The 23,148-nt window shown below is 59.9% G+C and carries 21 protein-coding genes; 11 read left to right on the top strand and 10 right to left on the bottom strand.

Translation table 11 applies throughout. The features are described from left to right. Positions 1–14: 14 nt before the first annotated feature. Together ED655_RS11340 and rpoZ are read right to left on the bottom strand one after the other, a co-directional pair. The gene (locus ED655_RS11340) at positions 15–2,315 is read right to left on the bottom strand and encodes a RelA/SpoT family protein (protein ID WP_122050234.1); all 2,301 of its coding nucleotides are present in this window, start codon (positions 2,313–2,315) and stop codon (positions 15–17) included. A 76-nt stretch (positions 2,316–2,391) separates the two neighbouring features. Beyond that, positions 2,392–2,790, bottom strand: coding sequence for a DNA-directed RNA polymerase subunit omega (gene rpoZ, locus ED655_RS11345; protein WP_023978537.1), 399 nt, complete (start codon positions 2,788–2,790; stop codon positions 2,392–2,394). 305 nt (positions 2,791–3,095) lie between these two features. On the opposite strand from rpoZ, the gene ED655_RS11350 reads away from it, so the two are divergent. The 3 genes from ED655_RS11350 to ED655_RS11360 all read left to right on the top strand — a co-directional run bounded on the left by ED655_RS11350 (position 3,096) and on the right by ED655_RS11360 (position 5,663). Continuing rightward, complete coding sequence (locus ED655_RS11350) at positions 3,096–3,701, top strand: LabA-like NYN domain-containing protein (protein ID WP_122050235.1); 606 nt, start codon at positions 3,096–3,098, stop codon at positions 3,699–3,701. A 343-nt stretch (positions 3,702–4,044) separates the two neighbouring features. After that, positions 4,045–4,932, top strand: coding sequence for an NAD(P)-dependent oxidoreductase (locus tag ED655_RS11355; protein WP_122050236.1), 888 nt, complete (start codon positions 4,045–4,047; stop codon positions 4,930–4,932). A gap of 122 nt (positions 4,933–5,054) precedes the next feature. After that, positions 5,055–5,663, top strand: coding sequence for a superoxide dismutase (locus tag ED655_RS11360; protein ID WP_023978540.1), 609 nt, complete (start codon positions 5,055–5,057; stop codon positions 5,661–5,663). A 129-nt stretch (positions 5,664–5,792) separates the two neighbouring features. Here ED655_RS11360 and yajC read toward each other — a convergent pair whose 3' ends face one another. Then, the gene (yajC, locus tag ED655_RS11365; RefSeq protein ID WP_023978541.1) at positions 5,793–6,107 is read right to left on the bottom strand and encodes a preprotein translocase subunit YajC; all 315 of its coding nucleotides are present in this window, start codon (positions 6,105–6,107) and stop codon (positions 5,793–5,795) included. A gap of 122 nt (positions 6,108–6,229) precedes the next feature. On the opposite strand from yajC, the gene ED655_RS11370 reads away from it, so the two are divergent. After that, positions 6,230–7,072, top strand: coding sequence for an ATP-binding protein (locus ED655_RS11370; protein WP_122050237.1), 843 nt, complete (start codon positions 6,230–6,232; stop codon positions 7,070–7,072). Positions 7,073–7,175: 103 nt separating this feature from the next. Here ED655_RS11370 and ED655_RS11375 read toward each other — a convergent pair whose 3' ends face one another. After that, entirely contained in the window at positions 7,176–9,695 is a 2,520-nt protein-coding gene (locus ED655_RS11375; RefSeq protein WP_122050238.1) for a TonB-dependent receptor plug domain-containing protein, read from the bottom strand. 360 nt (positions 9,696–10,055) lie between these two features. On the opposite strand from ED655_RS11375, the gene ED655_RS11380 reads away from it, so the two are divergent. Both ED655_RS11380 and ED655_RS11385 read left to right on the top strand, forming a co-directional pair. After that, complete coding sequence (locus ED655_RS11380) at positions 10,056–11,222, top strand: aromatic ring-hydroxylating oxygenase subunit alpha (protein WP_122050239.1); 1,167 nt, start codon at positions 10,056–10,058, stop codon at positions 11,220–11,222. Beyond that, complete coding sequence (locus ED655_RS11385; protein ID WP_122050240.1) at positions 11,219–12,181, top strand: bifunctional GNAT family N-acetyltransferase/(deoxy)nucleoside triphosphate pyrophosphohydrolase; 963 nt, start codon at positions 11,219–11,221, stop codon at positions 12,179–12,181. The genes ED655_RS11380 and ED655_RS11385 overlap by 4 nt, the downstream gene beginning before the upstream one ends. Before the next feature lie 14 nt (positions 12,182–12,195). On the opposite strand, the gene ED655_RS11390 is transcribed toward ED655_RS11385, so the two are convergent. Beyond that, positions 12,196–13,104 carry an SMP-30/gluconolactonase/LRE family protein gene (locus ED655_RS11390; RefSeq protein ID WP_122050241.1) on the bottom strand — a complete coding sequence of 303 codons (909 nt, stop codon included), beginning with the start codon at positions 13,102–13,104 and terminating at the stop codon, positions 12,196–12,198. Between the two features lie 131 nt (positions 13,105–13,235). Between ED655_RS11390 and ED655_RS11395 the strand changes: the two genes are divergently transcribed. Further along, positions 13,236–13,988 carry a competence/damage-inducible protein A gene (locus ED655_RS11395; RefSeq protein ID WP_062165854.1) on the top strand — a complete coding sequence of 251 codons (753 nt, stop codon included), beginning with the start codon at positions 13,236–13,238 and terminating at the stop codon, positions 13,986–13,988. Between the two features lie 91 nt (positions 13,989–14,079). Here the strand turns inward: ED655_RS11395 and ED655_RS11400 are convergent, their stop codons facing one another. The 3 genes from ED655_RS11400 to ED655_RS11410 are packed head-to-tail and all read right to left on the bottom strand — an operon-like array spanning position 14,080 to position 16,274. Continuing rightward, positions 14,080–15,036, bottom strand: a complete 957-nt coding sequence (locus ED655_RS11400; RefSeq protein WP_122050242.1) for an acetyl-CoA carboxylase carboxyltransferase subunit alpha — start codon at positions 15,034–15,036, stop codon at positions 14,080–14,082. 48 nt (positions 15,037–15,084) lie between these two features. Next, a complete protein-coding gene (locus ED655_RS11405) occupies positions 15,085–16,011 on the bottom strand; it encodes a tyrosine recombinase (protein WP_122050243.1) in 927 nt (308 codons plus the stop codon). 11 nt (positions 16,012–16,022) lie between these two features. After that, complete coding sequence (locus ED655_RS11410) at positions 16,023–16,274, bottom strand: hypothetical protein (RefSeq protein ID WP_162993494.1); 252 nt, start codon at positions 16,272–16,274, stop codon at positions 16,023–16,025. A 147-nt stretch (positions 16,275–16,421) separates the two neighbouring features. On the opposite strand from ED655_RS11410, the gene aroB reads away from it, so the two are divergent. The 3 genes from aroB to ED655_RS15605 all read left to right on the top strand — a co-directional run bounded on the left by aroB (position 16,422) and on the right by ED655_RS15605 (position 19,891). Next, the gene (gene aroB / locus ED655_RS11415; RefSeq protein ID WP_122050333.1) at positions 16,422–18,104 is read left to right on the top strand and encodes a 3-dehydroquinate synthase; all 1,683 of its coding nucleotides are present in this window, start codon (positions 16,422–16,424) and stop codon (positions 18,102–18,104) included. Between the two features lie 311 nt (positions 18,105–18,415). Further along, positions 18,416–19,561 carry an OmpA family protein gene (locus ED655_RS11420; protein WP_023978549.1) on the top strand — a complete coding sequence of 382 codons (1,146 nt, stop codon included), beginning with the start codon at positions 18,416–18,418 and terminating at the stop codon, positions 19,559–19,561. Between the two features lie 186 nt (positions 19,562–19,747). Next, a complete protein-coding gene (locus ED655_RS15605; RefSeq protein WP_162993495.1) occupies positions 19,748–19,891 on the top strand; it encodes a hypothetical protein in 144 nt (47 codons plus the stop codon). A gap of 110 nt (positions 19,892–20,001) precedes the next feature. Here the strand turns inward: ED655_RS15605 and ED655_RS11425 are convergent, their stop codons facing one another. Both ED655_RS11425 and rpsD read right to left on the bottom strand, forming a co-directional pair. Further along, on the bottom strand, positions 20,002–21,564 hold the full coding sequence (locus tag ED655_RS11425) for a peptide chain release factor 3 (RefSeq protein ID WP_122039844.1): 1,563 nt from the start codon (positions 21,562–21,564) through the stop codon (positions 20,002–20,004). Positions 21,565–21,671: 107 nt separating this feature from the next. After that, positions 21,672–22,289: a 30S ribosomal protein S4 gene (gene rpsD / locus ED655_RS11430; RefSeq protein ID WP_023978552.1), complete on the bottom strand. Its 618-nt coding sequence runs from the start codon at positions 22,287–22,289 to the stop codon at positions 21,672–21,674. Positions 22,290–22,675: 386 nt separating this feature from the next. On the opposite strand from rpsD, the gene ED655_RS11435 reads away from it, so the two are divergent. Further along, a complete protein-coding gene (locus ED655_RS11435) occupies positions 22,676–23,146 on the top strand; it encodes a LysM peptidoglycan-binding domain-containing protein (RefSeq protein ID WP_023978554.1) in 471 nt (156 codons plus the stop codon). The last annotated feature ends 2 nt before the right edge of the window (positions 23,147–23,148 follow it).

The following is a 23,148-nucleotide window of genomic DNA, read 5'->3' on the forward strand; positions in this document are numbered from 1 at the left end:
TTTCTAGCCGTCACTCAGTTTCTGGCGCGCTCGACCTGCATGACACCCTGCGCCGAGCGCAGTGCCGCAATCATGGCAGACAGGTGCCGCACATCGCGTACTTCGAGATCGACCAGGATTTCCATGAAATCGAGTTGACGGTTCAGGATGCGCAGATTGACGACACTGCCATTATGTTTGGACGCCGTATTCGTCAGCGTGGTCAGAACACTTGATTCATTGGCGGCAATCACACTGACACGTCCGATATGGGGTGCGCCCCGCTCACCTTGCGCCAGAGCCTCGTAGTCCCAGTCGATTTCAAGGAACCGCTCAGGCGTGGACGAGAAGGCGCTCAAATTCTGGCAGGCACGCTGGTGGATGGTCACGCCCTTGCCCTGTGCGATGATGCCCACGATCGGGTCGCCCGGCAACGGATGACAGCACCCGGCGAAATGGGTCGCAATCCCGGAGCCGATACCGGTGATGATCGAACCGCTCTTGGCACCGTAGCGGGGCGCCGTACCGACACCGCCACCAAGGCGGCCGGACAGGCCCGGCACCATACGAGGCGCGCGGTGGGTCTGGCGCAGTTCCGGATAGGCCGCATTGACCACATCACGCGGCCCGAGCTGTCCATTGCCAACTGCGACATACAGATCCTCTATGCTGGCCTGACGCAGGTCGCGCAGCAGCGATTCCAGCACTTTCTCGCTGCCATCGACACCTTCCTGACGGAAAGCCTTGGCCAGCGCCGTACGCCCGGTATCGAGATTGACCTGACGCTGTTGCAACGCAACATGTCGGCGTATGCGCGCGCGCGCCTTGCCCGTAACAACGAACCGCTCCCAGGACGCCGAGGGCGTCCCGCCACGCGCCGTCATGATCTCGACCTGATCGCCATTCTGCAATTCATGGCGCAGGGGCATCAGGCGACCATTGATCTTGGCGCCTACGCAGGCGTCACCAACCTGGCTGTGCACCGCATAGGCGAAGTCAACGGGCGTCGCGCGACGCGGCAGGGAGATCAGCTGCCCTTTGGGGGTGAAACAGAAAACTTGATCCTGATACAGTTCAAGCTTCGTATTCTCGAGAAACTCGTCAGGTGCTTCTGAATCCTCGAGGATCTCAAGAAGGTCCTGCACCCAGCGCAGCTTGTTGAGGCCCAGAGCCGCAACCTCGCTATTGGACGCCTGCGCCTCGTCACGTTCCTTATAGGCCCAGTGCGCCGCCACACCGTTTTCAGCAAAGTTGTGCATGTCCGCCGTGCGGATCTGCACTTCGATCTTCTGGTTTCGCGGCTGTCGCAGGGTCACGCCCGTATGAAGGCTTTGATAGCCATTGGCCTTGGGCGTGGAAATGTAATCCTTGAAGCGCCCCGCAATCATCGGATAGGCGCCATGGATGGCACCCAGTGCAGCATAACAGGCGTCACGGCTGGGAACGATCACGCGAAATGCCATGATGTCGGAAAGCTGCTCGAACGCGACATTGCGCTTTTGCATCTTGGCCCAGATCGAATAGGGCGATTTCTCCCGCCCCGTCACATCGATCTGGGGCAGACCGACCTCTGCACAGAGCGCCTTCAGTTCATGCTTGATCTGCTCGATGATATCCGCGCCGTGACCTCGCAGGAAGTTCAGACGTGCCCGGATTGTCGCATCTGCTTCAGGCTCAAGCTGCTCGAATGAGAGGTTCTGTAACTCGGTCTTGACGCGATCCATACCGATGCGCTCCGCCAGCGGCGCGTAGATATCCATCGTTTCACGGGCAATGCGCAGGCGGCGGTCTTGCCTCTGCACATAATGCAGGGTGCGCATGTTATGCAGGCGATCGGCCAGCTTCACGATCAGCACGCGAATATCGCGCGACATCGCCAGAACGAGCTTACGGAAATTTTCAGCCTGCTTTGTCCGGTCGGACTGCAACTCCAGGCGTGTCAGCTTGGTCACACCATCGACCAGACTGGCCACCGTCTCACCGAAGCGATCCTTCAGGAAGGCCGGTGTGATCCCGGTATCTTCGACCGTATCGTGCAGCAGCCCGACCATGATCGAGGGCACGTCCATACGAAAACCCGCGAGGATGTTCGCTACGGCGATGGGATGAATAATATAGGGTTCACCATTGTCGCGCTTCTGCTCGCGATGCGCCTTTTCGGCAACTTCGTAGGCTTCTTCCACACGCTTGAGGTCCGCTTGCGGATCATAAGCAGCAATACGGCGAAGAAGGCCGCTGATCGACGGCACGACAGGCGTCACACCGGCTGGTTCAGCTGCAAGGATTTCGGGCGCTGGCGTATTCTGCTCGGCGCCGGGGAGAAGGGTGTCAGACATGCCGGTACTCTCTCCCGCAACCTAGATCGTTGAATACGCTACCGGACCACAGAACGGCCCGGCACCGCAAGAGGACTCAGCGGCGGCCGCGCCCTCCGAATTCCGCCTCGAACGACGCCTCGAGCTCGGCTGTGGACATGGTTTCAGCCATATGCGCGTGCTCTTCCTCGGAGGAGACATCCTGCAGGCCGAAGATGTTCTGATCGGTCGGGATAAGGTCCATCACCTCTTCATCTACAGGCTCAGGCTCGGGTGCACGCGCCAGGGAACGCACAATACCGTCCTTGAGCGTGCCAAGATTAACCTTGTCTTCCGCGATTTCACGCAGAGCCACGACAGGGTTCTTGTCATTGTCACGATCGAGGGTCATTTCCTCGCCACGTGACAGGCCACGAGCGCGCTGTGCAGCAAGGAGAACGAGCTCGAAGCGGTTCGGGACCTTTTCGATGCAGTCTTCAACGGTAACGCGTGCCATAAAACTCTTCCCAACCAATTTCCGCAGATCGACGTGAATTGTGCAAAATAGCACACCACGAGGCACGGAGCAATCATATGGGCATCCCTACAGCGTCGTGCTCAACAGCACGGCGTGAGCCCAGGTTAGCATCTCTCACGATCCAGCCTCATGCCATCATCGAAGACACTGAACCTGACATAGCCTGACAACGACGAAATGCTTCGGCATCTGTATTGTTCACCTGACCTTTGCTAGTCTTGCACGGTGAATTCAACTCACTGCCGCGAGAGCCTGTCTCGGCAGATGTCCCTCATGGATCAAAGATGCTCGAAAAAACCGAGAAGACTGCCGTTTTTATAGATGGATCGAGCCTATATTACACTGCGAAAACCCTTGGATTCGAAGTAGATTATCGCCGCCTTCTTCGGTACCTGAAATCTGGAACCAGACTCATCCGGGCCCATTACTACGCAGCAATTCCAGAGACTGAAGAGTACTCCCCCCTGAAGCCTCTCACAGACTGGTTGGCCTATAACGGCTACATGCTCGTCACAAAGACGGCGCGCGAGTTCACCGACCAGACCGGCCGCCGCCGCCTCAAGGGCAATATGGATGTCGAGCTCGCGGTCGACCTGCTTGAACTCGCCGACAAGATCGACCATGCCGTCATCTTCAGCGGTGATGCCGACCTCCGGCGTGCCGTTGAAGCGATCCAGCGTCGGGGAGTGCGCGTGACTGCTGTATCCTCCCTGCGATCCTCTCCCCCGCTGATCGGCGATGATCTCAGACGGCAGGTGGACCAGTTCGTCGAACTTGGAGACATTGCAGCAGAATTCACGCGACGTCAGACCGACGTCCCGCCCCGCCCCAGGCAGACCCCGGTCAGGCATCCTGCCGATATCATGACCAATAATGATATGGATGATTGACCACCAGCCCCCACGCTCCGCCGGATGGTCTGGCGCGATGGGCGGGTTCCCGATCGCGCTAAACACGAACCGCGTAGCTGGCATCGTCGTTCAGCCTTGCCCCGTCCTGATCTGACCCGTCTTGTGTGACTGAACTCTCTCGCCTCGCAAGAAGCGCGCTGCACCCGCATGCACCATGACAGGGAGATGTCATGCCCATGACAGACATCCCCTGCGGTGTGGCAATGCCCGCTCGTCCCGGCTCGCCATGAGTCGCGAGATACACGCTGAAGTGCAACGCCGTGCAAGCAACCCTCGCGCTCAGAGCGCTTTTATCCGCAGAATCACGCTCAGGAGGAACAACATGACAAGTCAGCGCAATTCGGGTTCAATCGGCTTTGTCGGCTACGGCGCCATGGGCTCGCTGATGGGTCGTAACCTGCGTGCTACCGGGTATGAAGTCCGTGCCTACACGCCGTCCGGCCGACAGCAGGACAACGAAACGCCTGTCGTCAACTCTGCACGGAAACTGGCCGAAATTTCCGATATCCTGATCCTGTGCGTGCCCAACGACGAGGCCGTCTTTGCCTCCGCAGATGGAGAGGACGGTTTTCTGAGCGGCACTCGCCCCGGCGCCATCGTGATCAATTGCAGCACCATCTCCCCCGAGGCGACTGACAAGCTGCAGGAACTCGCCGCTGCGAAGGATCTGCGCTTCGTGGACGCCCCCATGTCGGGCAGCACCCCCGAAGCCGAAAAGGGCGAGCTCGTCATGCTGGTGGGGGCATCTGAACAGGATCTTGCCGCCGCCGCGCCCGTGCTGGACGCCATCGGCAAGCTCACCATTCATGCCGGAGACGTCGGAGCAGGCACGCGCCTCAAGCTCGTCATCAACGGCATTATGGGCGCAACGCTCAACGTGATTGCCGAGGCTGTGGGTTATGGCCTTGATAGCGGCCTGAACCGTGACATGCTGTATGAAGCACTCTCTCAGGTGGCGGTCATCTCGCCGCATCACAAGCGCAAGCTTGGTGCTGCACAGCAGGGCGATTTCTCGCCGCAATTCCCCACCCGCCTCATGTCCAAGGATATGGGACTGCTCATCAGTGCGGCCAGATCGACGCACAGCTTCTGCCCTGCCATTGGCGTGGCAGACCAGGCTCTGGCCCTCTCGGGCAAGCGCCATGCCAATGACGACTACTCTGCTCTGCTCGGCGCCATCGAAAAGAGCGTCGTCAAGCACGACAGCTGAGATCTCAGCGCGACACGAACCGGTGCCGCAACGGGTTGACGAAACCGGTTGCGCACCATAGCTGCCTTCTGTGGCCAGACAGCCCGTCTGGCCCTCACCATGACAGTCCAGGAGACGCGACCATGGCTTTCGAACTGCCGTCCCTTCCCTACTCGTCCGGTGCGCTCGCCGCCTCTGGCATGTGCCAGGAAACGCTTGAGCTGCATCATGGCAAGCATCATCAGGCTTATGTCACGGCGCTCAACGGCTTTGTCGAAGCCAAGCCAGAGCTTCAGGGCAAGAGCCTTGAGGAAATCATCCTCGCCGTGAAGGGTGATGCCGCACAGGCTCCCGTATTCAACAACGCGGGCCAGCACTGGAATCATATCCTGTTCTGGAAGAACCTTGCGCCGAATGGCGGTCAGGTTCCCTCCAAGCTGGCTGCGAAGATCGAGTCCGATCTCGGTGGTCTCGATGCGTTCAAGGCTGCTTTCAAGCAGGCTGCCATTTCGCAGTTCGGCTCAGGCTGGGCATGGCTGGTTCTTGGCAATGATGGCAAACTCGCCGTGACCAAGACAGCCAATGGCTCGAACCCGCTGGCCGAGGGCCAGGGTCGCGCCCTGCTGGGTCTGGATGTGTGGGAACACGCCTATTATCTGGACTTCCGCAACCGTCGCCCTGACTACATCACCAACTATCTCGACAAGCTTGCCAATTACGAGTTTGCCGAAGCAGAGCTGCTCTCTGCCTGATATCGTTCCGGGCTGCCCTGAGGACTGTTCCTGGGGATCATCTGCGGGGCAGCACAAGACGTTATCCCGTGAAAAAGGCCGGCTCCCTTGCGGGGCCGGCCTTTTTCGATCTGTACGGAGCGCTGCGCCTTACTTGGCGGGCTTGCCACCGTCATTCGCCGGCTTGGCCGTGCTGGTCAGAACCTGCGAGACATTTTCGCGCATCAGCTGGATCTTCACGCCGGGCGCGATCTCGATTTCGATTTCCTTGGTCCCCTCACGGGCAAGCTGAACCACGCCGATGATGCCGCCACTGGTCACAATACGGTCACCACGACGCAGCGCGTTGAGCTGTGCCTTGAGTTCCTTCTGGCGTGCCTGCTGGGGACGGATGAGCACGAAGTAGAACACGACGAACACGAGGATCATCGGGAGGAATGAGATAATCCCGCTGTTGGCGAGCATGCGTTTCTTCCATATGTCGATAGTCAGGGACCGGACACGTCATGGGACGGACCGGATTGCAGCCGGACCATAATTGACCGCGCCTGCACGTCAAGCACGGCTTTGGAACAAGGGAGAAACCTATGGACCCCGTTCTGCTCGAAAAACTCGAGCGTATTGCATCGGCTCTGGACCGCCTGTCACCCGCACCGGCCAGCGCAACCACGCTCGAAACAGGCGACGCCTTCATGTGGCAGGGGACGTCCGCAAGCCTACGGCCTGTGGCGCAGGTCCACCGGGTCGATCTCTCTCTGCTGCGCGGGATTGATCGCCAGACCCGGCTGGTTCTGGAAAATACGCGCCATTTCGCACAGGGTCGCACGGGCAATAATGTCATGCTCTGGGGTGCGCGGGGTATGGGGAAATCCTCGCTGGTCAAGGCGTGCTTTGCCGAGGCCAATCGCGAGCGGCCTCATGCCCTTGTTCTGATCGAGATCCAGCGCGACGATCTCTCCACCCTCCCCCGACTGCTCGATATCCTGCGCGCCCAGCCCCGGCGCTGCATCCTGTTTTGCGATGACCTCTCCTTCGAGACACAGGATGCCGATTACAAATCGCTGAAGTCGGTCCTGGATGGCGGCATCATGGGCCGCCCCGAGAACGTGCTGTTCTATGCCACGTCCAATCGTCGCCATCTCATGCCGCGCGACATGATGGAAAACGAGAGCGGCAGCGCCATCAACCCGCAGGAAGCCGTCGAGGAAAAAGTCTCCCTGTCAGACCGCTTCGGACTGTGGATTGGGGTGCATGGCTGCAACCAGGAAACCTATCTCGCGATTGTTGACGGCTATGCCGCCCACCGCAGACTCGCCATCTCGACCGAGGCGCTGCATCGGCGCGCCTTGGAATGGGCCATGGAACGTGGGGGCCGCTCCGGCCGCGTTGCCGCCCAGTTCATCGACCATCTCAGCGCAACGCTGGGATGAAAAAAGCTGGGCCGGTCATGCACCGGCCCGGCTCGGTAGGCTTACCCGGAGGGAAGCGTTTGCAGGGGCCCACTGGCTGGTCCCTGCATGGATGGCAGAACGATCAGAACGTCGCGTTCAGACGGCCGTAGTAATAGGCGCCATAGATCGGGATACCGGAGGAGTCGGTGTCGTAGACCTTCGGCCCCAGATAGTTGTTGATCGGGTTCACGTGGCGCGGGCGCTGATTGAAGATATTGTTCGCGCCGATAGCGAAGTGCCAATGCTCGGTGAAGCGATAACCAACTTCGAGATCCGTCAGCCAAGCCGGGGTGTTCTTGAACTCTGCCCATTCCGTGTTGGAGTACTTGATCGCCGTTGGCGCCAGATCCTCATAGGTCAGCAGCGATTTGGTCTCGCCATAGCGGGTCTGACGCAGGTTCACGTCCCACTGATGATACGCCCAGTAGGCGTTCAGGATCAGCTTGCTGCGCGGTGAGCCCGTGGTGAGATAACCCACCGTCTGCGCATTGGCTGCGGGTTCCCCGAAAGCGTTGGTGTTGATATGGCTGATGCGCGTGCGGTTGAGGTTGAGCATCGCGCTCAGGTTAAGCGTGCCGTAGCGGTGCAGACGCAACAGATAATCGGTTTGCAGATCGAGACCCTGCGTGCGCGTGCTGGCCACGTTGGCAAAGTAATTGGCCGTCACATTGCTCAGATCCGCAATCCCGCTCGGAATGTTCACGCCTGTCAGCGAGATTGCGTCGAGCGCTGTCTGGCCATTGACCGTGGCCGAGCCGATAATGCGGTCACGGATATTGATCTGGTAGACGTCGACGGACATGTGCCAGTCCTTGAGCGGCTCGGCGATAATGCCACCCTCCGCACTGGTCGACCGCTCCGGCTTGAGACGCTGCGCACCGATTGACTTGCCTGCCGCTCCAACAGTCTGGAGCAGACCCGAAGCCCCAGTCGGCGAAACGTTAAGCGCCGAATAATACTGCTCGGGCATGGTCGGCGCACGAAAGCCGTTGCTGATCGTGCCGCGGATTGCGAGCTTGCTGGTGATGTCGTAGCGCGTCGTGACCTTGCCGTTCTCGGTATTCCCGACATCGGTGTAGTGCTCGAAGCGGCCGGCAAAATCGAGGTCCCAGTGCGGCAGCGGATGGAAGTCGCCATCCAGATAACCCGCCCAGATATTGCGCTGCCACTTGCCGGCGTTCTGCGGCGTCAGACCGGCAAAGCCCTGTGTGCCGCCAAGCTCATACGAAGCCGGCTCGCCCGCCTTGATCGTATACATTTCCAGGCGATGCTCGGCTCCGAAGGCCAGCGTCATCGGCACGACATCCGCGATACGGAAGTTGCGACGGGCATCGAAGTTGCTGGTCCACTGGGCAAGAGAATAGCTCTGGGCGCGCACCGTGGTGGGCGAGAACCCATAGGCCTTGTAGTAATTCGGGTTGAAGGTGTTCTTGTTCCCGATATCGTCGTCATCCTGCCCGTACAGCGTGCTCAGATCCCAGCTGAAGCCGAACAGATTATCACCCTTGAGGCCCAGATTGGCCTGAAAGTCATTCTCCTCGATCGTCTCCAGCGGTGAGAAGCCATAGGGATAGGCGCTCGGTGCCACGGTGGGCACACGGTAATTCTCGTAAGCCTCGGAATGGCGATGGGCATAGGTGATCAGACCATAGGTCTCGATACCCTCCGTGATACCCTTGCCCCATTCGATGGAGAGATTCTCGCGTGTTTCTTCCGGGTTGGAGAGGATATTGTTGGAGTTGGCGGGCCAGGTCGAGCTTGTCGTCCAGCGATGGTCATCGGTGCTCTTGAGCTTCGAGACCCAGTGATCAGTGTGATAGACCTGACCGCTCAAATGGACGAAACCGTCATTGCCCCATTTGAGACCACCATCGGCACCAATCAGATACTGCCATCCGGTACCATTATAGGCATTGGCACCCGTCTGCGCGACGGTATTGATGCCATGACTGGTCTTTTTGGTGATGATGTTCACGACACCAGCGATGGCATCAGAGCCGTAAAGGGCGGCTGCGCCATCACGCAGGATTTCGATATGATCGATCGCGCCCGCCGGGATCATGTTCAGATCAACCGGGGTCGAGCCCTGCTGCGGGCCTGCATCGGCATAGATATTGGCCGTCGTGTTACGGCGCTTGCCATCGACCAGCACCAGAACCTCGTTCGGGTTCAGGCCACGCATACGGATCGCCGAGGTCAGCGCACCGGCATCGGCACCGTTGGCCGTAACCGTGATGGAGGGATCAACGCGCGTGATGGCGTCCGCCAGGTTGAGCTGGCCCGAGCGGCGCAGGGTGGCGGCGGAAACCACGGTGACAGGCACGGCGCTGTCGCGAGCCTTGCGGTTAAAGGCGTGGGTACCCGTCACGATGACAGATTCACCGCTATCGCCGCTTGCATCGCGTGCCTTGCGGGTGCGGATCTTGGGAACAGAATGAAGGGGCTGATCCGAGCCGATTGACGTTCTGTGGTGAACGACATTGGTCTTTTTTACTTTTGGCGCGGTCTGCTCGGCAGGCTGCGTTGCCGCCTGAGCATAGCTGAACCCGAATGGGAAGGAGAGAAGGGTCGCCGCCGCCAGTATTCTTCGCTTTGTAAACATCGTTCGAGCTGTCTCTCCATGGGATCGTGAACCAGGAGCAGTCTAGGCAGCATCGAAAACTCGTTACAACATCGAAATGGAATTTTCTTTCGCAAGCGGATCGAATGAGACAAAAAAAACACAGTTTGTTGCAGATTGCCAGCAAAAACAGAGTCGTTTCAGCAACTTTGTTTCGTATGCTTGGTACTTTCAGAACTTAAGTTCCCGCATGACTATTCGTGACGCGAAGGTGCTGTTCCCTCCTGCCGCAAGCCTGCTAGAGTTCGCACCTGCACATGGTTGCAAGAATTTCAGAGCCACGCTCAAGGCCGCCAGCTTCTTGCCAGGCCTGGCCATGAGGCGGTCAAGACAGGGATACCGATGACGGAAAGCCTCATTAACGACACAACCGAAAACGCCGGATCCGCACAGCGCCGCTCGGATGCACTGAGGCTCGGGAAAGACGCGGTCGATCTGCGCCGGGTCAAATGTGATCCCGATTACTGGTACCCGGTGGCGTGGTCGCACGAACTGCGCAAAGGCAAGACGATCGCGACACGCTTCGCAGGCCAGCCGATCGCCCTTGTGCGTCCGCAGGAAGGCACCGTGTTCGCTCTGGAGGATCGCTGCGCACACAGGCAGGTACCGCTCAGCAAGGGACGTGTGGAGGGCGAGGCGGTCCAGTGCTGCTATCATGGCTGGGCCTATGGCCGCTCGGGTCGCTGCATCGATGTGCCCTATCTGGGCAAGGGCAAGCTCCCCAATGGCGTGCGCACCTATCCTTGCCGTGAGGTCGAGGGGCTGATCTTCATCTTCCCCGGTGATCCGGCCAAGGCGGAAACGACCCCCTTCCCGCAGCTCGGCTCCGTTGCCGACCCAGCCTACAAGACCCGCCGTTTCGGCGAGCATGTGAACTGCCATTACAGTTTCATGCATGAGAACCTGATGGATATGAACCATCAGTTCATGCACTCGAAGCAGATGGGCAAGATGAAGCCCCGCTATCTCGGCGGTGCCGATGAGCCACGCATGGTCGAGGCGCGCTACAGCTTTGCCCGCGTGGGTGGAAAACAGCCCTGGGGCGAGGCGCTGATCTTCGGAGAGCGTCGCGATGCCAGCGCCAAATTCGCGCATCGCGACGTCATGACCATCCGCACTGTCTATCCCTATCAGACACTGCACATCCGTACCGGCGACGAACCACCCGTGATGGATCTCTGGATCGTCTATGTGCCGCAGGACGCCGAGCATCTCACATGCCGCGTATTCGGCCTGCTTTCGATTCGACGTCCCAAGCTCAAGGGAGCGCTCGAACTCGCCTGGCCGCTCCTTGTCGGGTTTACCAACCGGATCTTCGCCGAGGACCGCGAGATTGTGGAGCTTGAGCAAAAGGCGTGGCGTGAGCTTGGCGGTGATCGCAATCAGGAAGTCTTCCCGGTCATCAACGCCCTGCGCGACCTGTTGCGTCGTTCGGGCATTCAGCCGGAAACAGGGACTCAGGATGCCGAGGCACTGATCGAACCGGATCGGGCTCAGGCCGCCGAATGAGTCTCACACTCGAGGTCTCGCCCTACCGTCTGCGCCCGCTTCAGCCGACCGATGGTGCCGCTGTGCACAATCTGGTCAATGACTGGAGTGTGGTGCGCATGCTCAGCCATCTCCCTTTTCCCTACCCGCGGGAGCTGGCCGATCAATGGATTGCGAGCACTATCGAGCGTCAGGAAGCCGGCAAAGCCTGGCATTTCGCCATTTGCGATAATGACAGGCTCGTCGGCTGCATTGGCTTGTCGATGGATCGGTCGACCCAGACGGCAAGGATTGGCTACTGGGTGGGGCGTCCTTTCTGGCAGAAAGGCATTGCAAGCGCCTGCGTGCGACGCGTGGTCGAATGGGCGTTCGAGACACTTCCGGTCACGAAGATCATGGCAGATGTGGCGGAAGACAACCTGCCTTCGATCGCTCTGCTTGACCGCCTGGCCTTCGTGCGCTCAGGCACGACACGTATTCCCTTCATTTCACGCGGGTCGGAACCCTATCCGGTGCTTACCTACAGGCTGGATCGCACAGTGGAGGAGGCAACGCCCGTGACACAGGGTAATGGGCCACGCGTTCTGCTGGTTGTCGCCGCCGTGCTGATCGATCGGGAGCAGCGCGTTCTTCTGGCCCGTCGGCCGCCCGGCAAACCGATGGCCGGATTGTGGGAATTCCCGGGCGGCAAGGTCGAGCCCCATGAATCGCCCGAACAGGCGTTGATTCGCGAGCTGGATGAGGAGCTGGGGGTCGATATTTCGTCAGGCTGTATCGCCCCCTTCACTTTCGTTTCCGAAAACATAGGGGGGCGGCATTTGCTGATGCCGCTCTATCTCTGCACACGCTGGCGACGCCAGCCCGTCCCGCGTGAAGGGCAGGAACTCGCCTGGGTTTCGGTGGAGGAACTGGATCGCTTCCCCATGCCAGCACCCGACCGCCCCCTGATTCCCCTCCTCAGGGAACTGCTGGCCGGCTGACCCGCAGGCGGCGTTCAGTCCGCCTTGACCAAGGCGATGCGATGCTGCGGTAATCCTGCCTTGTCGGCACGAAATGTAAAAAGACTCCCCGATTGCGGATACTGGGCAAGCACCGCATCGGAAAGGCCCTGACGCGCACTCGTGACATAGGCCGTCTTGCGATCATCACCACCAAAGGCGACCTTGGTGACATTCATGGCAGGCACAGCAAAGGAGGCTCGTTCGACCCCATCGGGGGTGAAGCAACGCACATGAGCGCCATTCCAGGTCGAGCACCAGATATTGCCTTCACTGTCTGACACAACGCCGTCGGGATAGCCCTTGTCCTCAGGCAGGTTCACGAAGATGCGCTTGTTCGACAAGGCCCCATCGGCTGAAAGGTCGAAACGGTAGATCACACCATTGGGGGTATCGCAGGCATAGAGGAGCTTGCCATCGGGCGAGACTGCGGGGCCATTGGCGACCGTATATCCCGTATCATGGTGACGCAGCACGAACCCTTCTGCCGTGTGATGGACCGAATAGAGAGAACCGCTCGGCGCTTCTTCCGAATCATCCATTGTGCCAAACCAGCCGCGCCCGTGCAGGTCTACGCAGCCATCATTCAGGCGGTTGCCGGGCTTGTCGGCCTCTACATCCAGTTCCTTCTCGAAGCTGCTGGCCTGAGGGTCGAACCGGTAGAGCCCATCAGGCAGCCCCGCCAGAAAGGTGCCATCTTCCACTGGAAGCAGGAATGCGACCTTGCCGGGGGCGACCCAGTGATGGGCCTCGCCCAGCCCCGGTGTGAACCGATGGACCTTGCGACCGTTGATATCGACGAAATAGACGGCGTTTTCACTGGAAATCCAGACCGGCCCCTCACCCAGATCGGCGCGGATGTCATAAGCGCATGACGCGCAGGGTTCGCTGTTCAGATCGCTCATTTCCTGTCTCCTGCGAAAAGGTCATACTCAGGTTCATCAACTCGAAGTTGATCGACGTGTCGGGATTTAACGTCAGGACACCCTGTATGGTTGACGACGTTATCATTCCCCGGCGATCAGAGGGAAACCCCATGCCACCCACCGCCTGTCTTCTCATCATCGGCAACGAAATCCTGTCTGGCCGCACGCAGGATGCCAATATCCGCTTCATTGCGAACGGCCTCGCCCGCTCGGGAATTGCGCTGGAAGAAGTCCGCGTCATTCCGGACAAGGCCAGGCGCATCGTCGACACGGTTGCGACTTGTCGCGCCATGTTCGACCATGTCTTTACCACGGGCGGCATCGGCCCGACCCATGACGACATAACCGCCGCCTGCGTCGCGGAGGCCGTTGGAGTCCCCCTCGAAATTCACGAGGAAAGCTACCGGAAGCTGGAATCTTATCTGGGCAAGGAGAAATTCAACAAGGCGCGGCAACGGATGGCCTGGCTGCCGCGCGGCGCTGTCCCGATCGAGAACACCGTCTCGATTGCTCCGGGTTTTTCGATTGCCAATGTGCATGTCATGGCGGGCGTACCCTCCATCATGCAATCCATGTTCAACGCCCTTCTCCCAACCCTTGAAGGCGGGGCGCCTCTATGCTCGGTGGCATGGCATGCGGATTTGCGTGAGGGGACATTGGCGGAGGGGCTGGAGGCAATCCAGAACGATTTCCCGACACTCGACCTTGGCTCCTATCCGTTTGAACGTGCTGACGGGCGGAAGGGTGTGTCTCTCGTCGCCAAGGGCTACGATTCAGATCAGGTGGCGCAAGCTGGTGAGCGCATCCGTCAACTGATCGATTCGCTTGGAGTGACGCCGATCGAGGGTGAACCCGCTCCCTGAGAAGCACAAAAAAAACCGCCAGACCTGTTGGCCGGGCGGTTCTACATCCTTCCGGGTCGGGGTCGTCAGACCCCGTCCAGAAACTGGCACCTCAGAGCGTATCACGCCCCATCGCGAGGAATTTCTCGCGTCGCTTCGCCACCAGATTCTCTCCCTCGAAGGGAATGAGTTCGGCCAGCACATCGCCAATGGCATCACCGACAGCGGCAATCGCTTCTTCCGGGAAGCGCTGCGCCCCGCCGATGGGCTCGGGGATGATACGATCGATCAGATGCAGCTTGAGGAGATCCTGAGCTGTCAGCTTGAGCGCCTCGGCCGCCGTAGCCGCCTGCTTGGGGTCGCGCCAGAGGATGGACGCGGCACCCTCCGGGGCAATGACCGAATAAATCGAATGTTCAAGCATCAGAACGCGGTCACCGGCGCCAAGGGCAACAGCCCCACCCGATCCGCCTTCACCGATGATGATGGCAATCAGCGGAACCGGTGCACGGAGACAGCAATCGGTCGAACGGGCAATAGCCTGCGCCTGACCACGCTCTTCAGCATCGATGCCGGGCCATGCACCTGACGTATCGATGAATGTCAGGATCGGCAGGCCAAAGCGACCAGCCATCTCAACAAGGCGCTGGGCCTTGCGATAGCCTTCCGGCTTGGGCATGCCGAAATTATGGCGCAGGCGCGACTCCATGTCGAAACCGCGCTCTGTGCCGATCACCATGACAGCCTGACCGCGAAAACGGGCAAGACCACCAACAATGGCCTGGTCATCGTGGCCAAGGCGATCGCCAGCAAGCGGCGTATAGTCCTCAAGCAGCCCCTTGAAGTAATCAAGAGCGCGAGGACGCTGCGCATGGCGCGCGACCATGACCTTCTGCCACGGCGTCAGCTTGGTATAGGCCGCACGAAGCTGCTTTTCCGCCTTGTCGGACAATTTGCCGATTTCGTCGGCAATGTTGATGCCTTCGCCGTCCTTGGCCATCTGGCGAAGTTCGGCAATCTTGTTTTCAAGCTCGGCAACCGGCTTTTCGAAATCGAGATACTGACGCATGCCCCGCCGATAGCACGGGTTCATGTTCCACAACAATCCGTCGCTTCATCATGGCGCATCATCGGAAAGCGGGTGATGCTGGTTAAGCACCTGCCGCAGCCGCTCCTGCATCACATGGGTGTAGATCTGGGTCGTCGCGATGTCAGCGTGACCAAGGAGCATCTGCAAGGCGCGCAGATCCGCCCCGCGCTCCAGCAGATGGGTTGCGAAGGAGTGTCTCAGCACGTGAGGTGACACCAGATCAGGATCAATCCCGGCTCTGAGCGCTACATGGAGCAGGATCTTGTCGAATCCCTGACGGGTCAGGGCACGCGCCGGGTTGCGACCGGGGAAGAGATAGGGGCTATCGATATCCCGGTCGTGATGAAGCAGCGCCAGAGCGGCTTCGCGGGCTGCGTGGGAAATCGGTATGAGCCGCTCGCGCCCTCCTTTCCCCCTTATCAGCACCATTTCCGACTCACGCCTGAACAGACGCCCGGGCAGAGAGAGCAACTCCGAAATACGCAAACCTGTCGTATAAAGCAGTTCGAGCGCCGTACGACTGACCAGATCGCGCCGCGGATCGTCATGGCCATGACATCCATCATCGAGAAGACGCTCTACCTGTGCCTCCGACAGAAGTTTGGGTAAGGGCTTCTCCAGACGCGGCATCTGGATGCTTTCCGTGGGGTCATGATCCGACCACCCTTCGCGCTGCACGAAACGGAAGAACTGGCGCAGGCATGAAAGCCGTCGTGCTGCGGTACTTGATGAGAGCCCCGAACGCCCCTGCCAGGCACCATAGGCAGCGATGCTTGTCTGCCCTGCCTCGAGCAGAGCCGCAGGCTCACCCTCATTCTGGCGCTTCAGGAAGGCAATGAAATCCGCAAGGTCCGAGGCGTAGGCCTGACGGGTGCGCGGGGCCGCATTGCGCTCCGCCGCCAGCATCTCCAGGAAAGCCTCTGCCGCCGGAGGGAGCCCTTCAACCCCGGACATGGGGGATTGGCTCAGTGCTGGAGCGTGGGCGCTGCGACGGGCTCTGGCATGGCGGGCATGGGTTTGGCGGGGGCGGCACCCGGCATGGCCGGTGCGGAATCAGCCGTTGTCGCGGCGAACTGCGTTCCCGGCAGATCCTTGTGCACCATCGTCTGTACGGGCAGTGGCGGGTTCATACCCAGCTTCAGAAACGCTCCGCCAAGACCCAGAACGATCAGGACAACGAGTGCAAGGGCGATCCGGGGAAAGCTCAGCATGGACATGAAAAACTCCTGGGAGACGGGCGTGTGGGCAAGATTTTCAGCCACAGGCCGCGCCCTGCCGGGGCTGCTCGGTGGCGAGCCGCTTTCCTGTATGTTAGCCTTGCCCGAATGTCACGCCCCACCTTTTTTTCCGATCGAACCGAACCGATGCCCGACCTGCCTGATCCCGCAACCGGATCGGACTTCCCTGCCCCGAACCCTGCTGACCCGATCATTGTTCTCGTCGGCCTGATGGGCGCTGGGAAAACGACAATCGGCCGCCGTCTGGCGGCTCGACTCGGTCTGGAATTCGTGGATGCCGATCTTGAGATTGAGCGTGCCGCGGGCTGCACCATTTCGGAGATCTTCGCCCGGCATGGTGAGCCGGCATTTCGTGATGGTGAGAGACGGGTGATCCAGCGCCTGCTGCAAGGACCTGCCAAGGTGCTCGCGACAGGGGGCGGCGCCTTTATCGACGCGCAGACGCGCCGTCTGGTGAAGGCCCACGCCCGGTCGGTCTGGCTGCGCTGCCCCCTGCCCGTGCTGGTGCGTCGCGTTTCGGGCCGCACAGGTCGCCCCCTGCTCGACAAGGGTAATGTCGAATCAACGCTTGCGGCGCTTCAGGCGCAGCGCCACCCCATTTATGCAGAGGCAGATATCGTCGTGGATTGTGGAGATGACAGCATCGATCATGGTGCTCAGCGCATTATCGAGGCGCTCGATTCCTATGCCCACCCGCTTCGGGTACCCGTAACGCTTGAGTCGCATCATTATGAGGTTCTGATCGGGTCCGACCTGATCAGCCGTGCCGGGGCCTATCTGGCGCCCATCCTGCCCCAGAAGCGTGCGGTGGTGATTACCGATGAAACCGTGGCGAAGCTCCACCTCCCGCGCCTGCTTGGTGCACTGGGCGAGACCGGTATCGACGCCACCCCTTTCGTCGTTCCGGTGGGTGAGGAGTCGAAATCGCTCACCCGTTATGCCGCGCTGATCAACGACATTCTGGACCACGGGATGGAACGCCATACAACGGTCATTGGCCTTGGCGGTGGCGTCGTGGGCGATCTTTCCGGCTTCGTGGCGTCCAGCGTCCTGCGTGGCGTTCCTTTCGTCCAGATCCCGACAACACTGCTCTCTCAGGTCGACAGCTCGGTAGGGGGCAAGACGGGCCTCAATGCCCGCGCTGGCAAAAATCTGGTCGGGGCCTTCTACCAGCCGCGCATCGTTCTGGCAGACAGTTCGGCACTGGCGACGCTGTCACGCCGTGAGCGCGTCGCGGGTTATGCCGAGATCGTCAAGGCAGGCATTATTGCCGACCCCGCCCTGTTTGCCTGGTGCGAAGCCCACGGCGCCGACCTTCTCGACGGCGACCCGGCTGCCCTTGGCGAGGCCGTGCAACGTGCTTGCGCGTTCAAGGCGAAAATCGTGATGGACGACGAAAAGGAAACGGCTGCACAGGATGGAAGGGCCCTGCTCAACCTTGGTCACTCCTTCGGCCACGCTCTCGAGGCTCATTTCCGCTATGACGGGCGACTGCTGCATGGTGAGGCTGTATCGATCGGGCTCCATCTGGCCGCTGCCCTCTCTGTCGCCCTCGGCCTGTGCCCACGTGCCGACCTGGAACGCATCGACAGCCATCTGCGTGGCCTTGGCATGCCTGCCGGTCTCGACTGGTTCGATGAGAAACTGAGCGCCAGCGAACTGATTGCCTCGATGGCTCGCGACAAGAAGGTGCTTAATGGACGCCTCTCCTTCGTGCTGATTCGCGGGATCGGCCAGGCGTTCACGACGCGTGATGTTGAAATGGACACGGTGCGTGACGTTTTGGTCCAGGAAGGTTGCTTCGCGTAACGACAAACCGGAAGAATGGCGTTTTCTCCTTACAGAACAGCCATTCTCCTCACGATCCCTTGATGCCGCGATTCATGAACAAACCCGTTAGAACGGCTCGCTGCATAAGAAATTGTTAATCGGGCGGAATGGAGTGTTGCAGTTTGGACACGGCTATTTCGTCTAATCGTCAAATACCTATGGAACTCACTTCCTGAACCGGAACTGACGGCTCTATACGCACTTATGCATCGCGCTGAGCTTGTTGTTGCTTCGCCTCTCCGGAGGGAAAACAGCAGGCTTGAATGGATGAATTTATGAGGACGAAACTAATGCGTCTCCGCACGGCACTTCTGGCCATGACGTCGATGGCAGCCGCCCCGACGATCGCCATGGCGAGCACCATCACCGGCCCGTATGTCAATATCGGCGGTGGCTACAATCTGGTTCAGACCCAGCACGCTCACTTCTCTCCGACGACCCAGGCCGACGGCACGACCGGCAATGGCGGCACGAGCTCGAAGTTCCGTCACAAGGACGGCTTCACGGGCTTCGGTTCGTTCGGTTGGGGCTTCGGTAACGGCCTGCGCGCTGAAATCGAAGGCGTCTACAACTACTCCCAGATCAACCACCGCAACACGACACCGGTGACCGGTTCGACCAGCGGTTCCGACCAGTCCTATGGCGGCTTTGTCAACGTTCTGTATGACATCGATCTGGCCCAGTTCGGCATCAACGTGCCCGTCACGCCGTTCGTCGGTGTCGGTGCAGGTTACCTGTGGCAGCACTACAACCCGATCACCACCGCCTACACCAATGGCGCTGTTAATCGCGTTGGCGGCACGCAGGGTGGCTTTGCCTATCAGGGCATCGTCGGTGCAGCTTACGACATTCCGGGCGTCCCGGGCCTCGCGCTCACGACCGAATACCGTATGATCGGCCAGACCTTCACGGATGGTGCATACCGCTCCACCTCGTGGAACCGTAACGGCACGGGCCTGCACAAGGGCAACGTGAACTTCGGTGACCGCTTCCAGCACCAGTTCATCCTGGGCCTGCGTTATGCCTTCGACACGGCTCCCCCGCCGCCGCCGCCGGTTGCCGTCGTTGCTCCCCCGGTCGTGCAGCCTGCCCGCACGTACCTGGTGTTCTTCGATTGGGACAAGTCGAACCTGACGGGCCGCGCTCGTGAGATCGTTGCCCAGGCAGCTCAGGCTTCCACGCACGTCCAGACGACGCGCATCGAAGTCAACGGCTACACCGACAACTCTGCTGCTCACCCCGGTGCACGCGGCCAGAAGTACAACATGGGCCTCTCGGTCCGTCGCGCACAGTCGGTCAAGGCTGAGCTGATCCGTGACGGCGTTCCTGCCGCTGCGATCGACATCCACGGCTACGGCGAACAGCACCCGCTGGTCCCGACGGGTCCGAACACCCGTGAGCCGCAGAACCGTCGCGTCGAAATCATCCTGCGCTGATTTCGGCCTGAGAAAGAGGTCTCCCCGGAGGCCTCTTGATCGGTTCCAGATTAAAGGCCTCCGGCATTCGTGTCGGGGGCCTTTTTCTTTGCGATCTCCCCTTGTCTGACCGACCACAGTATTACATATAAGTAATGTATTCGGAGGATAAGCAGTTCATGCTTCGCACCTCCGGGGAGGTTGGCCATGGCTCAGACTTATCATATCAATCGCTCAGACCGCACCGGCATCACGCCGCTTCACCATGAAGGCGAGAATGTCTTCCTTATGCTCGGCGCCCTTGTGGGCGGGCTTTTCGCTCTCGGGGCGATCGCTTTGCTGACCCTGTGAACGACGCGTTCTCATAGCGAAAAAAAGCCCCGGTCTCCCGGGGCTTTTTTATTCCAGACAATGTCATACCGGGTCTTACTCAAATAGCATCCCGCAAGGCACTCAGCTGATCAGTTGCTCAGACCAATCTGCTTGATATCGTGAAACGCCAGATCAGGATTCATCTCGACCATGCGACGCATCATGAAGTTCGAGCTCGCAAGAAAAACGGGATCGCCGTCAAGATCATCTGCCATGGCTGAGCGGTTCGCCATGGAATAGGCTTCGATCTTGGTACGTTCGCCCGTCACCCAGCGGGCAATCGTATAGGGCGTCGATTCAAACCCGATGGCGACGCCATATTCGCCCTGCAAACGCGACTGCAACACATCGAGCTGAAGTGTGCCGACGACGCCTACGATGGGTGGCAGCCCATCCTGCGGGCGAAACAGCTGCACGACGCCTTCCTCTGCCAGTTCCACAAGCGCCTGACGCAGCTTCTTGGCTTTCATCGCGTCATCCAGGCGCACACGTCGCAGGATTTCGGGCGCGAAATGCGGCACGCCCGTAAAGCGAAGCTCTTCACTCTCACTGAGCGTATCCCCAATGCGCAATGTACCGTGATTGGGCAGCCCGACAACGTCACCCGCAAAGGCCTCCTCTGCAAGCTGACGGTCACGCGCAAAGAAGAACTGTGGCGTATGCAGCGCAAACTGCTTGCCTGTGCGGACATGCTTCAGGCGCATGCCGCGCGTAAGCCGTCCCGAGCAGATACGGGCGAAAGCCATACGGTCGCGATGGTTGGGGTCCATATTGGCCTGGATCTTGAAGATCAGCGCCGTCACCTGCTCTTCATCGGCCTTGACCTCGCGCGTCTCACTGGGCTGGGCACGCGGCTCGGGTCCATAAGCCACCAGGGCATCGAGCAGATCGGTCACGCCAATTTCCTTCATGGCGCTTCCGAAGAACACAGGCGTCAAATGCCCGGCATCGAAAGACTCACGGTCGAACAAGGGCAGCGCAGCCTCGGCGAGTTCGAGCTCTTCGGAAAGCGCAACCATACGCGCGTCGGATTGCGGAAGTGTCGCGGCCTCACCGCGTATCTCACGCGTGCGCATGTCATAGGTCCCGGCAAAATGACCGGCACGCCCAATCGGCCATGTCGCAGGCGAGGTATCCAGCGCCAGTGTCGAGGCGATTTCATCCAGCAGCCCGAAGCAGTCCTGCGCCTCGCGGTCCATCTTGTTGATGAAGGTCACGATGGGGATATCGCGCAAACGGCAGATCTCGAACAGCTTGCGCGTACGGTCCTCAATACCCTTGGCTGCGTCGATCACCATGACGGCGCAATCGACAGCCGTCAGCGTACGGTAGGTGTCCTCCGAGAAGTCTTCATGGCCCGGCGTATCGAGCAGATTGAACACGCAGCCGCCATATTCGAAGGTCATGACCGAGGTCACAACCGAAATGCCGCGGTCACGCTCGATACCCATCCAGTCGGACTTGGTACGGCGGCGCTCGCCCTTGGCGCGTACATTGCCCGCAAGCTGGATGGCACCACCCGCGCGCAGGATACGCTCTGTCAGGGTCGTCTTACCGGCGTCAGGATGCGAAATGATGGCAAAGGTCCGGCGGCGCCGGATCTCGCTGGCAAGGCCCGTGGCAGAAACGGAGGCGGACGCGGCTTCGGACATCGAAAACTAACCTTCGGTAAAACGGCAAATACCAGAAACGACAAATGCCGGACCGGGGGTGAACCCGATCCGGCATTGGCCAGAAACACCCGGAAGAAACGGGTCTTTTAGCGCGAGTAGAACTCGACCACGAGGTTCGGTTCCATCTGCACGGGGTACGGCACATCGGACAGACGCGGGCTGCGAACAAACTTGCCCTTCATCTGGCGATGATCGACCTCGATGTATTCCGGCACGTCACGCTCAGCGGACTGGGCGGCATCGAGAACGACAGCAAGCTGCTTGGACTTCTCACGCACTTCAATGACGTCGCCGTCACGGACGAGGTAGGAAGGAATGTTCACCTTGCGGCCATTGACCGTCACGTGGCCGTGGCTGACGAACTGACGGGCAGCGAACGGGGTGATCGCAAATTTGAGGCGGTAGATCACCGCATCCAGGCGACGCTCCAGCAGGTCGATCAGGTTCTCTGACGTATCGCCCTTACGACGGACGGCTTCGTCATAGTACTTGCGGAACTGCTTCTCGCTGATGTTGCCGTAGTAGCCCTTGAGCTTCTGCTTGGCCATCAGCTGGATCGAGAAGTCGGAGGGCTTCTGCTTGCGGCGCTGGCCATGCTGACCGGGACCGTATTCCCGCTTGTTGACCGGCGACTTGGCGCGGCCCCACAGGTTTACGCCCAGACGGCGATTGATTTTATACTTGCTCTCTTGGCGCTTGCTCATGTGCAAGAACTCGCTTCGACTTCGGGTTGTCCTGACGCTGCGCGACAACCGCATGTTGCGCCGGTAGGCCTTCCCCCGAATTAGGAAAGACGGGCGCATCCCTCGAACCGCTGTCACGGGATGCAGAACCCGATCTGACGACGGCCGGCATGTCCACGTTCCCGGCAATAGCGGCGGCTCCTACAGGACCCCCTTTGCGGTGTCAATCGAATTTACCCGCACTTGCGCTGGCAGGTCTGGCCTTTCACCCACCTGCACGAGTCAGGAGAGCTCGCATGGCTCACAAATTTCGGATCGACGGAACAACACACACGCAGCTGCGTCTGCATGGATACACGTCATGTCTCATGGCATAATAATCAGAAGTTATCCGAGGGAGGACCGTCATGGCCATTTTCAAGTTCAATCGTGCTGCCGGGCGCAAGCTTGACGAACAAGCGAAGGTTGCGGCCATCAACCCGGCCGGTGCCCCCGCACCAAAGGCCCCACATGAGAGCCTCATCAAGCGCGCCTTCAAGCAATATGGCATGTCGCAGCTTTCCGTCTCGCATATCACGGTGCGCGACAGCACCATCGCCCTGAAGGGCAAGGCCGAAAGCGCGGCTGAACGTGATGCCATGATCCTCGCCGCCGGCAATATTGCCGGCATCGACACGGTGCATGCCGATATCACAGTACCTGAAGGTACCCCTGCTCCGGTATTTCATCAGGTCTCACCCGGAGAGACGCTGCATGCCATTGCCGAGAAAACGGATGCGGATGTCACGGCAGAGGATCTGCACAAGGCCAATGAAGCCGAGCTGGCTCATCATGATGGCGTCTATCCCGGCCAGACGATCCGTATCCCGGAGGCCTGATT

It is taken from the genome of Asaia bogorensis (assembly GCF_900465345.1).
Taxonomy (GTDB): Bacteria; Pseudomonadota; Alphaproteobacteria; order Acetobacterales; family Acetobacteraceae; genus Asaia; species Asaia bogorensis_A.

Bases quoted from the DNA above. Each gene is read 5' to 3' on its own strand.
- ED655_RS11340 (WP_122050234.1), bottom strand. From the start codon at position 2,315: ATGTCTGACACCCTTCTCCCCGGCGCCGAGCAGAATACGCCAGCGCCC.
- rpoZ (WP_023978537.1), bottom strand. From the start codon at position 2,790: ATGGCACGCGTTACCGTTGAAGACTGCATCGAAAAGGTCCCGAACCGC.
- ED655_RS11350 (WP_122050235.1), top strand. From the start codon at position 3,096: ATGCTCGAAAAAACCGAGAAGACTGCCGTTTTTATAGATGGATCGAGC.
- ED655_RS11355 (WP_122050236.1), top strand. From the start codon at position 4,045: ATGACAAGTCAGCGCAATTCGGGTTCAATCGGCTTTGTCGGCTACGGC.
- ED655_RS11360 (WP_023978540.1), top strand. From the start codon at position 5,055: ATGGCTTTCGAACTGCCGTCCCTTCCCTACTCGTCCGGTGCGCTCGCC.
- yajC (WP_023978541.1), bottom strand. From the start codon at position 6,107: ATGCTCGCCAACAGCGGGATTATCTCATTCCTCCCGATGATCCTCGTG.
- ED655_RS11370 (WP_122050237.1), top strand. From the start codon at position 6,230: ATGGACCCCGTTCTGCTCGAAAAACTCGAGCGTATTGCATCGGCTCTG.
- ED655_RS11375 (WP_122050238.1), bottom strand. From the start codon at position 9,695: ATGTTTACAAAGCGAAGAATACTGGCGGCGGCGACCCTTCTCTCCTTC.
- ED655_RS11380 (WP_122050239.1), top strand. From the start codon at position 10,056: ATGACGGAAAGCCTCATTAACGACACAACCGAAAACGCCGGATCCGCA.
- ED655_RS11385 (WP_122050240.1), top strand. From the start codon at position 11,219: ATGAGTCTCACACTCGAGGTCTCGCCCTACCGTCTGCGCCCGCTTCAG.
- ED655_RS11390 (WP_122050241.1), bottom strand. From the start codon at position 13,104: ATGAGCGATCTGAACAGCGAACCCTGCGCGTCATGCGCTTATGACATC.
- ED655_RS11395 (WP_062165854.1), top strand. From the start codon at position 13,236: ATGCCACCCACCGCCTGTCTTCTCATCATCGGCAACGAAATCCTGTCT.
- ED655_RS11400 (WP_122050242.1), bottom strand. From the start codon at position 15,036: ATGCGTCAGTATCTCGATTTCGAAAAGCCGGTTGCCGAGCTTGAAAAC.
- ED655_RS11405 (WP_122050243.1), bottom strand. From the start codon at position 16,011: ATGTCCGGGGTTGAAGGGCTCCCTCCGGCGGCAGAGGCTTTCCTGGAG.
- ED655_RS11410 (WP_162993494.1), bottom strand. From the start codon at position 16,274: ATGTCCATGCTGAGCTTTCCCCGGATCGCCCTTGCACTCGTTGTCCTG.
- aroB (WP_122050333.1), top strand. From the start codon at position 16,422: ATGCCCGACCTGCCTGATCCCGCAACCGGATCGGACTTCCCTGCCCCG.
- ED655_RS11420 (WP_023978549.1), top strand. From the start codon at position 18,416: ATGCGTCTCCGCACGGCACTTCTGGCCATGACGTCGATGGCAGCCGCC.
- ED655_RS15605 (WP_162993495.1), top strand. From the start codon at position 19,748: ATGGCTCAGACTTATCATATCAATCGCTCAGACCGCACCGGCATCACG.
- ED655_RS11425 (WP_122039844.1), bottom strand. From the start codon at position 21,564: ATGTCCGAAGCCGCGTCCGCCTCCGTTTCTGCCACGGGCCTTGCCAGC.
- rpsD (WP_023978552.1), bottom strand. From the start codon at position 22,289: ATGAGCAAGCGCCAAGAGAGCAAGTATAAAATCAATCGCCGTCTGGGC.
- ED655_RS11435 (WP_023978554.1), top strand. From the start codon at position 22,676: ATGGCCATTTTCAAGTTCAATCGTGCTGCCGGGCGCAAGCTTGACGAA.